The organism is Listeria weihenstephanensis (assembly GCF_003534205.1).
Lineage (GTDB): Bacteria > Bacillota > Bacilli > Lactobacillales > Listeriaceae > Listeria_A > Listeria_A weihenstephanensis.
The window spans coordinates 1,791,149-1,806,520 of record NZ_CP011102.1 but is presented as its reverse complement, the minus strand read 5'-3'; the positions used below and the strand labels follow the sequence as shown (position 1 = coordinate 1,806,520).

16 protein-coding genes are annotated in these 15,372 nt (G+C 40.5%); 13 read left to right on the top strand and 3 right to left on the bottom strand.

Annotated elements, in window-relative coordinates:
* The first annotated feature begins 19 nt into the window (after positions 1–19).
* From infB to pnp, 7 genes are all read left to right on the top strand, one after another.
* Complete coding sequence (infB, locus tag UE46_RS08775; RefSeq protein WP_036061995.1) at positions 20–2,311, top strand: translation initiation factor IF-2; 2,292 nt, start codon at positions 20–22, stop codon at positions 2,309–2,311.
* Complete coding sequence (locus tag UE46_RS08770) at positions 2,308–2,586, top strand: DUF503 domain-containing protein (protein ID WP_036061997.1); 279 nt, start codon at positions 2,308–2,310, stop codon at positions 2,584–2,586. Before infB ends, UE46_RS08770 begins: the two co-directional genes overlap by 4 nt.
* A 14-nt stretch (positions 2,587–2,600) precedes the next feature.
* A complete protein-coding gene (gene rbfA, locus UE46_RS08765) occupies positions 2,601–2,945 on the top strand; it encodes a 30S ribosome-binding factor RbfA (protein WP_036062000.1) in 345 nt (114 codons plus the stop codon).
* 78 nt (positions 2,946–3,023) lie between these two features.
* Positions 3,024–3,950: a tRNA pseudouridine(55) synthase TruB gene (gene truB, locus UE46_RS08760; RefSeq protein ID WP_118907556.1), complete on the top strand. Its 927-nt coding sequence runs from the start codon at positions 3,024–3,026 to the stop codon at positions 3,948–3,950.
* A 120-nt stretch (positions 3,951–4,070) separates the two neighbouring features.
* Entirely contained in the window at positions 4,071–5,006 is a 936-nt protein-coding gene (locus tag UE46_RS08755) for a bifunctional riboflavin kinase/FAD synthetase (RefSeq protein WP_036062002.1), read from the top strand.
* Positions 5,007–5,138: 132 nt separating this feature from the next.
* Positions 5,139–5,408 carry a 30S ribosomal protein S15 gene (gene rpsO, locus UE46_RS08750; protein ID WP_036062005.1) on the top strand — a complete coding sequence of 90 codons (270 nt, stop codon included), beginning with the start codon at positions 5,139–5,141 and terminating at the stop codon, positions 5,406–5,408.
* Positions 5,409–5,893: 485 nt separating this feature from the next.
* Complete coding sequence (gene pnp, locus UE46_RS08745) at positions 5,894–8,065, top strand: polyribonucleotide nucleotidyltransferase (RefSeq protein WP_118907555.1); 2,172 nt, start codon at positions 5,894–5,896, stop codon at positions 8,063–8,065.
* A 97-nt stretch (positions 8,066–8,162) separates the two neighbouring features.
* Here pnp and rsgA read toward each other — a convergent pair whose 3' ends face one another.
* From rsgA to UE46_RS08730, 3 genes are all read right to left on the bottom strand, one after another.
* The gene (rsgA, locus tag UE46_RS08740) at positions 8,163–9,224 is read right to left on the bottom strand and encodes a ribosome small subunit-dependent GTPase A (protein ID WP_036062401.1); all 1,062 of its coding nucleotides are present in this window, start codon (positions 9,222–9,224) and stop codon (positions 8,163–8,165) included.
* Positions 9,225–9,427: 203 nt separating this feature from the next.
* A complete protein-coding gene (locus tag UE46_RS08735) occupies positions 9,428–9,907 on the bottom strand; it encodes an MltG/YceG/YrrL family protein (RefSeq protein WP_118907554.1) in 480 nt (159 codons plus the stop codon).
* Between the two features lie 34 nt (positions 9,908–9,941).
* Positions 9,942–10,295 carry a hypothetical protein gene (locus tag UE46_RS08730; RefSeq protein ID WP_118907553.1) on the bottom strand — a complete coding sequence of 118 codons (354 nt, stop codon included), beginning with the start codon at positions 10,293–10,295 and terminating at the stop codon, positions 9,942–9,944.
* Between the two features lie 201 nt (positions 10,296–10,496).
* Here UE46_RS08730 and rpmG point away from each other — a divergent pair, with 201 nt between their 5' ends.
* The 6 genes from rpmG (at position 10,497) to UE46_RS08700 (ending at position 15,356) form a co-directional block, all read left to right on the top strand.
* A complete protein-coding gene (gene rpmG, locus UE46_RS08725; RefSeq protein WP_036062399.1) occupies positions 10,497–10,646 on the top strand; it encodes a 50S ribosomal protein L33 in 150 nt (49 codons plus the stop codon).
* Positions 10,647–10,707: 61 nt separating this feature from the next.
* Positions 10,708–11,256 (top strand): 5-formyltetrahydrofolate cyclo-ligase, encoded by a 549-nt coding sequence (locus UE46_RS08720; RefSeq protein WP_036062397.1) that lies wholly within the window; start codon positions 10,708–10,710, stop codon positions 11,254–11,256.
* A 99-nt stretch (positions 11,257–11,355) separates the two neighbouring features.
* Complete coding sequence (locus UE46_RS08715; protein WP_036062394.1) at positions 11,356–12,912, top strand: rhomboid family protein; 1,557 nt, start codon at positions 11,356–11,358, stop codon at positions 12,910–12,912.
* A 2-nt stretch (positions 12,913–12,914) separates the two neighbouring features.
* Positions 12,915–13,127 (top strand): YqgQ family protein, encoded by a 213-nt coding sequence (locus UE46_RS08710; protein WP_036062393.1) that lies wholly within the window; start codon positions 12,915–12,917, stop codon positions 13,125–13,127.
* A gap of 13 nt (positions 13,128–13,140) precedes the next feature.
* Complete coding sequence (locus tag UE46_RS08705) at positions 13,141–14,112, top strand: ROK family glucokinase (RefSeq protein ID WP_036062391.1); 972 nt, start codon at positions 13,141–13,143, stop codon at positions 14,110–14,112.
* 143 nt (positions 14,113–14,255) lie between these two features.
* The gene (locus tag UE46_RS08700) at positions 14,256–15,356 is read left to right on the top strand and encodes a YqgU-like beta propeller domain-containing protein (RefSeq protein ID WP_036062389.1); all 1,101 of its coding nucleotides are present in this window, start codon (positions 14,256–14,258) and stop codon (positions 15,354–15,356) included.
* The last annotated feature ends 16 nt before the right edge of the window (positions 15,357–15,372 follow it).

Genomic DNA, 15,372 nt, shown 5'->3' with positions numbered 1-15,372 from the left:
CTTAACGGAGGTGTGTCACATGAGTAAAGTTCGTGTTTACGAATACGCAAAAGAACATCAATTACCTAGTAAGAAAGTCATCGAGACATTACAGGAGTTAGGCGTTGAAGTCGCTAACCACATGTCTACCATTAACGAAAATGCACTACGACAACTTGACAAAACATTGCTTGGACCGAAAAAAGAATCTGCCGCGCCAAGCAGCCAACCTAAAGCACCAAACGAAGCAGGTCAAAGTAAGGGGTCTAATAAACCAAATATGAATGATAAATCAAATCAATCCAAACCAAATAATACTAGTAAACCAGCCACGCCAAAACCAGCAGCAGGCGCGAATAAGCCTGCTGGCAATTCACAAGGTAGCGGCACAAACCGTCCAAACAATAGTGGAGGCCAAAGCCGTCCAGGCGGCGCCGCACAAGGTGGGGGTAACCGCAATCAAGGCGGAAACCGTAACAACCAAAATCGCGGACGCAAAAATAACACGAAATACAAAGGAAAACGTAATCACAGTACCGTACCACCAACACCGCCGAAGCCAAAAGAGCTTCCAGAAAAAATCATCTTCTCTGAGTCACTAACAGTAGGTGAATTAGCGCGTAAACTATACCGCGAACCATCCGAACTCATCAAGAAATTATTTATGCTTGGCGTTGTAGCTACAATTAACCAAGAATTAGATAAAGATGCGATCGAACTTCTTTGCGGAGAATACGGCGTTATTGCTGAAGAAGAAATCAAAGTAGATATCACAGATTTAGACGTTTATTTTGAAGAGGCATCGGAAGAAGATAAGGGCAAAGAAGTAGAACGCCCTGCTGTTGTTACAATCATGGGGCACGTCGATCATGGTAAAACAACATTACTCGATTCTTTGCGTAACACAAAGGTAACACTTGGTGAAGCCGGCGGAATCACACAACATATCGGAGCTTATCAATTAGAAGTCCACGATAAAAAAATCACATTCTTAGATACACCAGGTCACGCCGCTTTTACAACCATGCGTGCTCGTGGTGCCAAAATTACCGATATTACGATTCTTGTTGTAGCAGCTGATGATGGCGTTATGCCACAAACAATCGAGGCGATCAACCATGCGAAAGCAGCGGAAGTTCCAATCATTGTTGCTGTAAACAAGGTCGATAAGCCACAAGCGAATCCAGACCGCGTTATGCAAGAACTAACAGAATATGAACTTGTTCCCGAAGCATGGGGTGGCGACACAATTTTCGTGCCAATCTCCGCTAAATTCGGCGAAGGTTTAGATACATTGCTTGAAATGATTCTACTCGTTTCTGAGGTAGAAGAACTAAAAGCAAACCCAGATCGTTTAGCAATCGGTAGCGTTATTGAAGCCGAACTAGATAAAGGCCGTGGCTCTGTTGCGACATTACTAGTGCAAGACGGTACGCTAAATGTTGGAGATCCAATCGTTGTTGGTCATACATTTGGCCGCGTTCGTGCGATGGTAAATGACCTTGGCCGCCGCGTGAAGAAAGTGGGACCAAGTACACCAGTTGAAATCACTGGATTAAGCGATGTACCACAAGCTGGCGACCGTTTCGTTGTCTTTGAAGACGAAAAAACAGCGCGTAGTGTCGGTGAAGCCCGCGCAAGTCGTGCCGTTGTAGCTCAACGCTCTGCGACAAATCGCGTTAGTCTTGAGAACCTTTTCGAACACATGAAAGCTGGCGAAATGAAAGAAGTTAACGTTATTATCAAAGCTGACGTACAAGGATCAGTTGAAGCACTTGCTGCATCCCTACGTAAGATTGAAGTAGAAGGCGTTAACGTTAAAATCATTCATACATCTGTTGGTGCTATCAATGAATCCGATATTACACTTGCCGCAGCATCCAATGCCATTGTTATTGGTTTCAACGTTCGCCCAACAACACAAGCCCGTGAAGGTGCCGAAAATGAAGGCGTAGATATCCGTTTACATCGCGTTATTTATAAAGCTATCGATGAAATTGAAGCAGCGATGAAAGGAATGCTTGATCCAGAATTCCAAGAAAAAATTATCGGTCAAGCACAAGTTCGTCAAACCATCACCGTATCAAAAGTTGGTACAATCGCTGGTTGTTACGTAACAGATGGCAAAATCACACGTAACAGTGGCGTTCGTGTTATCCGCGACGGCATCGTAGTCTTTGAAGGCGAAATCAGTACACTGAAGCGCTTTAAAGATGATGCAAAAGAAGTTGCTAAAGGATTCGAATGTGGTATCACAATCGAGAAATTTAACGACATTAAAGAAGATGACGTAATTGAAGCCTATGTTATGGAGGAAATCGAACGTAAATGATCCGTTACGTCGAGTCCGAATGGCTTTTGCCAACTCCACAAAATCTAAAAGAAAAACGAGCCATCATAAAGCGAGTTTTGACTCGCGCTGGCCAGAAATTTAATATCTCCATTGCTGAAATTGGTTTCCAAGACAAGTGGCAGCGAAGCCTAGTTGGTTTTGCTGTCGTGTCTGAATCCCATGAACAAGCAGAAAAAGTAGCTGATACAGTACTTGCATTTCTCGATTCTTTTCCAGAGTGGGAAAGAGGCAAAACAACAATGGAAAGTTTGTAAAATGAGGTGAAAACATGAATGTTCGAGCTAATCGTGTATCAGAGCAAATGAAAAAAGAACTTGGTGATATCTTGAACCGTAAACTAAGAGATCCACGTATTGGTTTCATTACCGTTACTGGCGTGGATGTTACTGGAGATCTTCAACAAGCAACCGTGTTCGTTTCCGTTCTAGGTGAAGAAAAAGAGCAAAAAGAAGCGCTCCTTGCCTTGGAAAAAGCACATGGCTTTATTCGCTCTGAAATTGGAAGTCGTATTCGTTTGCGCAAAGTTCCAGAACTATTTTTTGAAATAGATCATTCTGTTGCTTATGGCAATCATATCGATGACTTATTACGCGGTCTAAACGATAACGAATAATAAGCAAAAGAAGGATAGGTGCCGTTTTTTAGCGGACGTCTATCCTTCTTTGTGTAGGAACGGGAGTCGATTTACAAAATGGATGGAATTATCCCTTTATGGAAAGAAAAAGGAATGACAAGTCACGACTGCGTGTTTAAATTACGAAAAATCCTTCAAACAAAAAAAGTGGGTCACACTGGTACGCTTGATCCAGACGTGGAAGGCGTGTTGCCAATCTGCATCGGTCGAGCGACAAAACTGGCAGAATACATTACAGACGAAGGTAAAACATACGAAGCTACCATCACACTTGGAACGGCAACAACGACGGAAGATGCAAGCGGTGAAGTTGTTTCGCAAAAAGAAATTTCAGAAACGATATTACCTATCGACGCTGAAAAAGCAGCGAAATCTTTCATAGGTGAAATCGAGCAAATTCCGCCCATGTACTCCGCGGTCAAAGTGAACGGACGCAAGTTGTATGAATATGCAAGAGAAGGTATAGAGGTGGAGCGTCCAAAACGAACGGTGAATATTTATGCAATCGATCTTCTGAAGCCTTACGTACCAATAAGTCCAGATAATAATAGCTTCCGTATTCGTATTCATTGCGGAAAGGGAACCTATATTCGAACACTTGCTGTCATGATAGGCGAAAAGCTTGGGTATCCCGCTCACATGTCTGAATTAAAGCGTACACAAAGCGGTATTTTTAAAGAAGAACAGTGCTTTACACTTGCAGAAATTGAGAAATTGCGAGCAGAAGAAGATGAAGCGAGCTACCTGTATCCGCTTGAAGACGGTTTATCTGACATGAAAAAACAAGAAATTTCAGACTTAGTTTATGAAAAAGTTCTAAATGGCGTTGTGCTGCCAGAACAATTTATTAAAGAGCGCGGTGATGGACGTGTAGCACTTCTGCACAAAAATAAATTAACAGCGATTTATGTACAACATCCCGAGCGACGCGATTTTTGGAAACCGGAAAAGGTTATCGAATTGCGCCCTGGGAAATTAAATTAAAATAGCGGAACGAAAAGAAGCTACTCTTGTACAAGAATAGCTTCCTACAACTCCGTATTGATTGCGTATTATGTTTTACCCGTGATGGCGGTCGTAAAACGTGAAGAAAAGGGGATTTTTATGGAAACATATTTCTTGCACCATCCACCAGAACAAATCGAACGTGATCCGAAAGTAATCGCGCTTGGTTTTTTTGATGGATTGCACCGAGGGCATCAAGAAGTTATCAACACAGCGAAAAAAGAAGCTGAAAAGTTAGGCATTAAGACAGCGGTTTTGACATTTGATCCGCACCCATCCGTTGTCCTTAGCCAGCAACGTAAACAGGTGAAATATTTGACGCCATTGGAAGAAAAGAAGAAACATATGGCGGCACTTGGCGTTGATATTTTATATATCGTCCGATTTACGACTATTTTTTCTAATCTTAGCCCAGAAGACTTTGTACAAAACTACCTTATTGATTTGAACGCAAAGCATGTTGTTGCTGGTTTTGATTATTCCTATGGCTGTAAAGGCGCTGGTAAAATGACCAACTTAGCCAACTATGCGCAAGGTCAATTCGGCGTAACGGTTGTTTCAAAGTTGGAAGACTTACATGACAAAGTAAGCTCCACCAGTATCCGCCAGTATATTGCAGAAGGTCAGTTAGACGAGGCCAATCAATTGTTGGGTTACCCATATACGATCACTGGGACCGTTATCCATGGCGATAAACGAGGTCGGACGATTGGATTTCCAACAGCAAATATAGCGGTGGATGAAGGTTTCCTAATTCCAAAACTTGGCGTATATGCTGTTAAATTTATAGTCAACGGCGAAAAACATCTTGGAATGGCGAGCATTGGCTACAATATTACGTTTAAAGATGACCAAGCGATGTCGATCGAAGTTTACATTTTAGATTTTCATCGAGAAATTTATGGCGAAGAAATCGAGATCGAATGGTTCCATTATTTCCGGCCAGAACTGAAGTTTAACGGTGTAGAAGGTCTCATCGAACAATTGAAAAATGATGAAGCGGATACTCGCACTTATTTTTCGCAAAAAGACTAGGTATTACTTGCTTTTTACGTCAAAATAGTGTATCTTTAACTCTGTACGAAAAAGAACCCTTACTTGGCTTTCGCGAGTCACCAACGCTTGGCTCAGTATGTGGGGATTAGAAAAGAAGGAGGTGTGTAAGAAATGGCATTGACACAAGAGCGTAAAAATGAAATTATCGCTGAATATCGTGTACATGATACGGACACTGGTTCACCAGAAGTTCAAATCGCTGTTCTTACTGCAGAAATCAACAGTTTGAATGAACACGTTCGCGAGCACAAGAAAGATCACCATTCTTATCGTGGTTTGATGAAAATGGTCGGTCATCGTCGTAACCTTTTAACTTACCTACGTAAGAAAGATGTTGCACGTTACCGCGAACTTATCGGACGTTTAGGTTTACGTCGATAAACACAAGGAAAACGGGATATTTTTGTCCCGTTTTTTTTTGAAAAAAATAAACAAGTAGCGTCCCACTAACAAAAGTAGAAAGAAGCTTTATCGCATGAATCCAAAAACGTGCCATTATACATAAGAAATCAAGTTTAACTAAAACCGATGAACTCGCAGATGCGAAACCCCGCAAGTCGAGAAGTGCTTAGATACTAGGCGAAGTTGAGCACAGACGTGGAGCATACTAAGGTATGTTGACTGAAAACAGGGAGAGGGTAGTATCCTCGACCATGTGAGAAGTTATGCGAAACTCTTTTGTGTAGAAGGGCATCGGCGCGCAGGCTTCAACGACGTAGCTGAGTGCTTCTCGACTTGCTGGTAGGTTTTTGGATTTATGCGTGTCTGAATGCACTTGAAAGTTCAGGCGTGCGTGAAGAATTATTATGCATGGTAAAGTTTCTATATTGGTAGTGGACGCTCCTAAATCAAAAGGAGATCAAAATATGACTGAGAAACAAGTTTTTAAAACTACATGGGCAGGCAAGGATTTAACAATTGAAGTTGGCCAAATGGCAAAACAAGCAAACGGTGCAGCGCTGATTCGTTTTGGCGATACAGTCGTTTTAACAGCAGCTGTTGGTTCAAGAAAACCAAGACCGGGCGACTTTTTCCCATTGACAGTAAACTATGAAGAAAAAATGTATGCGGTAGGTAAAGTACCAGGTGGATTCCTAAAACGTGAAGGTCGTCCAAGTGATCGCGCTACGTTAACAGCACGTCTTATTGACCGTCCGATTCGTCCACTTTTTGCTGAAGGATATCGTAATGATGTTCAGATTACATCGACTGTTCTTAGTGTAGAGCAAGATTGTTCTCCAGAAATGGCGGCAATGCTTGGTTCATCTATCGCACTATCGATTTCTGATATTCCTTTCGAGGGACCAATTGCAGGTGTGGATGTTGGTCGTGTGAATGGCGAATTTATCATTAATCCAACGACAGAACAAGCTGAATTAAGCGATATTAGTTTAACTGTTGCTGGAACAAAAGAAGCGATCAACATGGTAGAAGCTGGGGCAAAAGAAGTTCCAGAAGAAGCAATGCTTGAAGCGATCATGTTCGGTCACAAAGAAATCCAACGCTTAATCGCTTTCCAAGAAGAAATCGTTGCAGCCGTTGGTAAACCAAAAATGGAAATCAAATTATTCGTTCCTGACGCGGCACTTGTTGAAGAAGTAACATTACGCGCGGAAGCAGATATGAAAGTAGCCATTAAAACAGAAGAAAAATTGGCGCGTGAAGAAAATATCACCGTGTTAAAAGAAACTGTTATTGCGGAGTACGAAGCAAAAGAGCTAGAAAATGCTTCAGAAGTAATCTCAGAAGTACATCACATTTTAGAAATACTTGAAAAAGATGAAATGCGTCGTTTAATTTCACAAGATAAAATCCGTCCAGATGGTCGTAAAGTAGACGAAATCCGTCCATTATCATCAGAAGTTGGCGTCTTACCTCGTGTCCATGGTTCAGGTTTATTCACGCGTGGCCAAACACAAGCGCTTAGCGTCTGTACATTGGCTCCACTTCGCGAGCACCAAATCATTGATGGTTTAGGCTTAGAAGACTCAAAACGCTTCATGCACCATTATAACTTCCCGCAATTTAGTGTTGGGGAGACAGGTCCACGTCGCGCACCAGGTCGTCGTGAAATCGGTCACGGAGCACTCGGCGAACGCGCTTTAGAACAAGTTATTCCAAGCGAAGAGGATTTCCCGTACACTATCCGTCTTGTATCTGAAGTTTTAGAATCAAACGGTTCAAGTTCGCAAGCAAGTATTTGTGGTTCGACGCTTGCAATGATGGATGCAGGTGTTCCAATTAAAGCGCCAGTTGCAGGTATCGCAATGGGACTTGTAAAACTTGGCGATGACTACACGATTCTTTCCGATATTCAAGGTATGGAAGATCACTTTGGTGACATGGATTTTAAAGTTGCTGGAACACGTGAAGGAATTACCGCGCTACAAATGGATATCAAAATCGACGGTCTTAGTCGCCAAATTTTAGAAGAAGCTTTGACACAAGCGAAAGCAGGACGCCTGCACATTCTTGAACACTTGGAAGCGACGATTAATACACCGCGTGAAACATTATCAGAATACGCTCCTAAAATCGTAACAATCAATATCAAACCAGACAAAATCAAAGACGTTATCGGACCCGGCGGTAAACAAATCAATCAAATCATCGAAGAAACAACCGTTAAAATTGATATCGAACAAGATGGTACTGTATTCATCGCGTCTCAAGATGATGCGATGATCGAAAAAGCAAAAGCAATGATCGAAGAAATCGTACGCGAAGTACAAATTGGCGAAATCTTTGATGGTAAAGTACGTCGTATCGAGAAATTCGGAGCTTTTGTAGAATTATTCAAAGGGAAAGATGGTCTCGTGCATATTTCTGAACTAGCACACGAACGCGTTGGTAAAGTGGAAGATATTCTGAAACTTGGCGATATCGTGAAAGTGAAAGTAACGGAAATCGATGACCATGGTCGCGTAAACTTGTCTCGTAAAGCACTCATCGAGAAAAAAGAGGGCGAAACAGAAGAAGCGAACCGTGCGCCACGTAAAGAAGGTTATAAAAAACCCTATAATAATGATAAAAAATAATTAATTTAAAAGGCAGCGATAAAAAGGCAACTTCTTATCGCTGCCTTTTTTGCGTTCAGAAAAAGCCTACCGAAAAATCAGCAGACTTTTAATAATACTATTTCTTACGTGCTTTCAAATTAGACTTATATTGCGCTTCAATAGCCTTATGAACGGTCTTCCATTTTTGTTTCGCCGCTCGTTGCAAAGCAGGATCGTTTTTACGCTCGAAATAAGCCAGTTCTCGCTTTAATTTGATCCAGTTTTGATAATGAGCCTCGGATAGGTTTCCGCTTGTCAGAGCGTCCTGTACAGCGCATTCAGGCTCACTACCGTGTTGGCAGTTTCTAAACTTACAAGATTCCGCTAATTGCTCAATATCTTGAAATGTTTCGCCAAGACCATCACTTGCCTGGCCAATACCGAGTTCTCGCATTCCGGGCGTGTCGATAACGAGTAATCCAGACTCCAATAAATGCATTTCTCGGTGGGTCGTCGTGTGCTTTCCTTTTGAGTCATCTTCACGAATCTCACTCGTTTTCATAAGTGTTTTCCGCGATAATGCATTGATGAAAGAGGATTTCCCAACACCAGAAGAACCAAGTAAAACAATCGTTTCGTTATGCTTTAAAAATGCTTCAATTTCCTCAAAACCACGCTTGGATAAATTATCGACAGGGAAGACAGGCACACCATAGGCAACCAATTCAATCTCATCCCTGATCGGATCTACATTATCACTCAAATCGGCCTTCGTCAAAATAACAACAGGTTTGGCGCCACTATCCCAAGCAATCGTCAAATAGCGCTCTAAACGATTCATATTGAAATCATGATTTAACGAAGTAACGATAAATACATAATCAAAATTAGCCGCAACCAACTGTTCACCACCAGCAGGATCACTGCGTTTAAAAACAGTTTTCCTCCTTAATACTTCATGTATAATCGAGGTGTCGTTGGGGTAGCTTTCAAGTGCTACAAAATCGCCAACTGCGGGTAAATCCGTGTTCATCGCATCCATAAAAGCAACATATTTCAATTTCGCTAAATGTTCGCCATCATCAGATACAACTTTGAAGAAATCCTTAAAAACAGCCGTAACTCGCGCAGGAATCAAACCTTGCGCCAAAGTTTGTGTTTCAAAAAAATCGGTAAATCCATAATTATTAATAGTCAATGTTTTCGCTCCTTTAAAATAGGGGAGCTTTAAAAAATACGATCCGCTCCCAGAATATGATACTTAGTCGTAGTTACAAATTTTACAATCGCCATAGGTCATCATCCTTTCATAGTGGGAATTCCGCTCCATTATAGCATATCAGGCCGTTCTATGTATACAAAAAAACAGAAAAGCAGTCATCTACTTTCCTGTTATGGTTATTAATTTTTATGTGTGATAATTTTTGCGATTTGGTCAGCAGTCATTGTGCTATTTACAGCATAGCTACCATCGCGTACGTATTTTTCATAGTTATTTGAACGTAAAAATTTATCGAATTCAGTGCCAGATTTAATGATGCCAGCAGCTTGTAATTCAGTACCTGCTTTAGAAGAAGGGTCACCTTTTTTGATGACAAGTGTAAATTTCTTCACTTGTTTTGCCTTTTCTTCCTCGGCTTTTTTCTTAGCGGCTGCAGCTTTTTCTGCTTCAGCATTTTGTGATTTCTCTAATTCTTGTGCTGCTAGTAAATCTTCGTATTTCTTCTTGTACGTGGAGCTATCGTCCGCTTTTGCGGTTGTTTTTGGCTCGGTTGCTGATTTCTCAGCTTGTGCACTTGACGAGAAGAATGCATCGAAGACAAGCAATAGGACTGCTGAGATTAGGAAACCTAGCGCCAACATGCGAAGTGATTGTTTCATCGTATTTCCTCCCTTATCTTATGGAATCTCTAATTTAATGTGCTACGTATTCAGCGATAATTTCATTTACTTGTTCTTCCGACAGATCAGATTGCGTAATAATTTCCTCTATAGTGACACCAGAAGTATACAAATTGATGATTTGTTTTTTTCTTAAGTCACGAAGTTTTTTGCTGGATGTACGCACAGGTGTGACAGTATCAGCATCAATCTTCAATGTATTTTCCAGAGTAGACACGCGTTTTTTCAATTCGAAGTTCTCTTGCATTAATTGAGAAGCAATTTCTTCCATCTCGTTTTCTAGCTGCTTGCTGTTTCCTTTTTGCATGAAAGAAAGAAGGAACAAGACAACAGCACAAGCAAGGAGAATTATGATTAGAACAGTCATTGTGTAGATAACACCTCTTTTCCCTAAACTCTACTTCTATTTATAGCATAAATTGAGGTAAAAACATAGTCAAAATGCAATATTGTAAAGAAAATAAAAAGAAAACCCCAGGAATCCTTGCGCAATGGCGTTAAAAATGATATTATAATACAGGTCTGATAAATAAATACTCAGTTGATAAATAGTTTGGAGGGAAATAGCATGCGTGTTAATATTACTTTAGAATGTACTGAATCTGGCGAACGTAATTACATCACTACTAAAAACAAACGTGAAAACCCAGAACGTATTGAATTAAAAAAATATTGTCCAAGATTGCGCCGTGTGACTTTGCACCGCGAAACTAAGTAAGCAACAGGATTTTTCGCCTGTTGTTTTTTTTGCCATTTTTAGAACTGGGGGAATTGTAGCTATGAGTGAAAAATCTGTTCTACGTATAAAGATGTTAGCGAAATTAAGATTAATGGATCAGTCTACATACGAGCATCGCTCACAAAATATCGCAACCTTGCTATTTCAAGAACAAGCATGGCAAAAGGCTGAAACGATCGGCATCACGATTGCTCGATTTCCAGAGATAGCGACCCAAAAAATAATAGAAAAAGCCTGGGTAGAAGGGAAAACAATAGCCATTCCTGAAACCGAAAATAAAAGCAAGGCGATGCAATTCCGTGCGTTCGTGGAGGGTGATGAACTAGAGATGAAACCACTCGGATTATCAGAACCAACATCACAGGCACCAATAATACCTAAAAATGAACTTGATTTACTGATCGTTCCTGGCGTTATTTTTCACCCAGAAGGATACCGAATTGGTTTTGGGGGTGGCTTTTATGATCGCTTTTTAGTTGATTATACTGGTGACACTATTTCGCTTTGTTTTCCTGAGCAAATATCAACAGAATTCATACCAGAAAGCCATGATATAGCAGTTCAAAAACTCGTGATCGCAAGTAAATAAAAATAATAGCAAAAAATTGACGGAGATTGATTTACAATACTCCTCTTTTTGCGTATAGTAGTACTATAAATAGCATTTTAATAGAAAGCAGGGAATTTTTTGAGCCTCCAAGAACAGTATATTTTTTGGCGGTTAACTAACTATTTTCTTATAGAGGAAGGATATCGCCTCATCCATCTCCACGAGAAGAAACAAGAATTATGGTTAGATAATCCAGCCCAAAAGAAGCGACCAGTTATTCGAATTCAGATGAAGGAGCTCAGTTGGTCAAATGTGTTAGAGCGAGATATTGAGCAAGTGATGCGTGTATGCGAAGATTTACGTAAGCAAATGGGGCGTTTGAAGTTACCGTTGATCAATATTTATATCACACCTTTTGAGCCTGTTGGGGACACTTCAAAATGGTTCGATCAACCGCTAAAATCAGAAAATGAAAAAATAAGTTTGGATAATATATTAATCGACAAAGAAAACGCGAGTGTGCAGTTAAGAGCACTAGAAGCTGAACTCGACGTACCCCAAGAAACATTCCAAATTCCAGATCACCTAGATGAAGCCGCTATCACGACAGAGCGCAGTCTGGTCATTAATCATATCACAGCGAAAGTAAGCGAGGAACAAGTGCAAGCACGCAAGGAAAAACCGTATGTCACATATATCCTACTAGCTATTCAAATAGCCGTATTTTTGATTATGACTTTCACAGGTGGAACAAGCAACAGCACGTATAACCTTGTTCGATGGGGTGCAAAGTTTAACCCGCTTATTTATGCAGGTGAGTGGTGGCGCTTTATCACGCCAATGTTTATCCATATTGGACTACTCCATCTATTGATGAATTCCGTTGTTCTTTACATCATTGGACCGATGGCAGAAAAATTATATGGAAAATGGCGTTATGCCCTTATTTATGTGTTATCTGGCATTACAGGCGTTGTGGCAAGTTTTGTTTTCAATGTCAATATTGCAGCAGGAGCAAGTACCGCGATTTTCGGTATTTTTGGTGCGTTGCTATATCTAGTGGTACTAAAACCTCATATTTATGCAAGATCGCTCGGCATTAGTATTGCTGGTTTAGTTGTTGTGAATCTAGTAGTCGACATATTTTCTCAAGGAATAGATTTAGCAGGTCATGTTGGCGGGCTTGTTGGTGGATTTTTGATTGCAGGCGCGCTATCTATGCCCAAACAATATTTTCACTGGCGCCGTGTACTTTACGGAGCTTCCGCAGTACTGCTCACCGCGTTCTTTTTATGGTTTGGCTTTAATAAAGGACAGCAACCATACGATCCAGAAAATGCGAATGCAGTGGCAGGCGCATTTATCCAGAAAGAAGATTTTCAAACAGCGCAAAAAATACTGGATCAACTTCGAATTTCTGGCAGTGCAGATGATGTGACCTATACAAACCTTGCTATTATTGCTTTGACCGATGCTAAAGTACAGGAAGGGCAAGATTACGCAAGAGAAGCAATCGAACAAGAGTCATTTAATCCGCATGCCCATTTCTTATTAGCGCGAAGCTATGAAATACAAGGTAATTTAGAGTTAGCGTTAAAAGAGGCATCTATCGCGGTCTCCCAACAAGATACAGAACCGTATGTGCAATATAAAAAATACCTAGAAGATAAAATTAAAACAAGACAAGAGGTATAATTATGACAACCGTTTATGATGTAGCTCAATTATTAAAAAAATATGGCATCATTTTATATCTTGGTAAGAGACAGTGGGATATGGAAATGATGGAATACGAGTTGACAGAACTGTTCAAGCACAAAATCTTGGATCGAGAAGTATATGCCCGCGCAAGATCCATTTTAAAAGTTGAGATTGACAAAGAAAAAGCTAAAAATAACGTTGTAGATTAGGAGATATGTGGAAATGGAAAAGAAATTAATTGGTGTTGACCTTGGCGGCACAACTGCAAAAATCGCGATTTTATCAGCTAACGGAAAAATCGAGGAGAAGTGGTCTGTTGAAACGGATATTTCAGATGAAGGATCTCACATCGTCCGTAATATTGGTGATAGCATTAATCAAAAATTGACAGATTTGCAATTAGACAATGACATTTTTCACGGCATTGGAATGGGGACACCTGGAACGATTAACTATGAAACTGGTACTGTGAAAGGCGCCTATAATCTTAACTGGGCGAAGGAGCAAAATGTTGCAACGGACCTTAAAAACATTACTGGATTAGGTGTTTATCTGGATAATGATGCGAACATTGCGGCCGTTGGTGAGAGATGGAAAGGCGCTGGTGAAGGTTCAGCTAACGTATTCTTCGTGACGCTTGGAACAGGTGTTGGCGGCGGAATTTTCGCTGAGGGGAAAATTCTTCATGGAGCGAAAGGTGCAGCGGGTGAAATTGGACACATTACAGTTGATACGAGCAAAGATGCTTATGTGTGTACTTGCGGTAAGAAGGGTTGTTTGGAGACAATCGCATCGGCAACAGGGATTGTTCGCGTAGCTAAAGATTTAGCGAAATCGTTCGAACAAGATTCCAAACTTAAAAATATCATTCAAGATGGTACAGAGGAAACAACATCTAAGTTGATTTTTGAATTAGCTAATGAGGGTGATGTGTTAGCGACGAAAGTTGTCGACCATATTTGTTTCTACCTCGGCCTTGCATGTAGTCATATTGGAAATATGCTAAACCCAGAGAAAATAATCATTGGTGGTGGCGTTTCGGCTGCTGGGGATGCACTTTTAAAACCGATTCAAAGTTATTTTGAAGGAATGGTGTTTCCAGCTGTTAAGGAATCAACATCGATTTCCATCGCAACATTGGGAAATGATGCTGGGGTTTTAGGAGCAGCTTGGTTAGCGCTTCCCTCAGAGTAAAGTTTCATTTAGCTAGATATATCTTTGGCAACACCTTGTTGCTAAGATGTATCTAGCTTTTATTCGTTTTTCATGGAAGTTTGTTTCAGTTTCTTGATGGTAGGGTAAAATGGAAGTAAGGCAGAGGCAATTGGAGGGAGATTATGAATAAGATGCGCATAGGTTTCATCATTACTATCCTTGGACTTTTATTTTTTTCCTATGGTTGTAAAAACGAGGAGACAGCACCTGGTAAAAAGAAAGAGGATGCTCCCGTGGCCGTTCAAACATCTACAGTTAATTCTAAGGAGTTTCAACGTGTGATAGGCTGGGTTGACGATGAAAATGTTTTACTTCAATTAAAGAAACCTGGAAAAATAACTTTTGAGACGCTTAATATTTTGACGAATAAAAGAAAGAAGATTTATGAAACAAAAAATGTTATTTCTGAGGTACAAATAAGTCCGGATCGCGATCGCTTCTTGGTGTATTCTACGTCGAGTAAGGACAAGGCAGTTTTGGACGTCATATCTATGGCGGGTACTCCTTTATTCACAAAAAGTATCAAGCCTCAGAATATCGAATTTGCTTGGAATCACGATAATCCGGACAAGATGTTTATGACAACATTTGATACAGACTGGAATTATCAGGTTTTCCAGTGGGACATTCCATCTGGTAGCATAACGAAATTGGATGCCACATCACCCTTTGTGTCGTGGTATAGCGATAACTTGTTTGTCGTAAATCAAAAAGCCTCCGCTCAAAATGATCGAGGGGATATTTTCTTAGAAGATATTCGGGACAAAAGCGTGAAAAATCTTATTGTAGCAAATGTTTATCAGTTTGCAGTGTCCTCGAATATATTCTTAACAATGGAGCCAGGTGAGACGGAGAAATCGATGGTTTATAATTTTAGGTCTATTGGATTTCAGTCGTATTATAAATACAAAGCCCCTAGAGTGTATGACGAACTGGGGACCTTTTTCCCTTTCTATGATTTGAATGTAGAACAAGAATCTTTTCTTACTTTTGAACCGTATGAAAGCAAAAAGTTAAATGACCATGGTGGAGAGTTTAAACTAGTGAAAATTGATCCTAAGACAAAGCATAATGATACGATTTTAGAATTAGTCAATAATGAGCCTATTTTAACCTCACCTAGTGGGAAATATTGTTTATATGGCTATTTGTTTGACCGGGTGGTTGATTTGGAAAGCGGGGACATGACTTATCTTATTCCGCACCGTGACAAGATTTATTAAAAGCCAAATGAGGCTC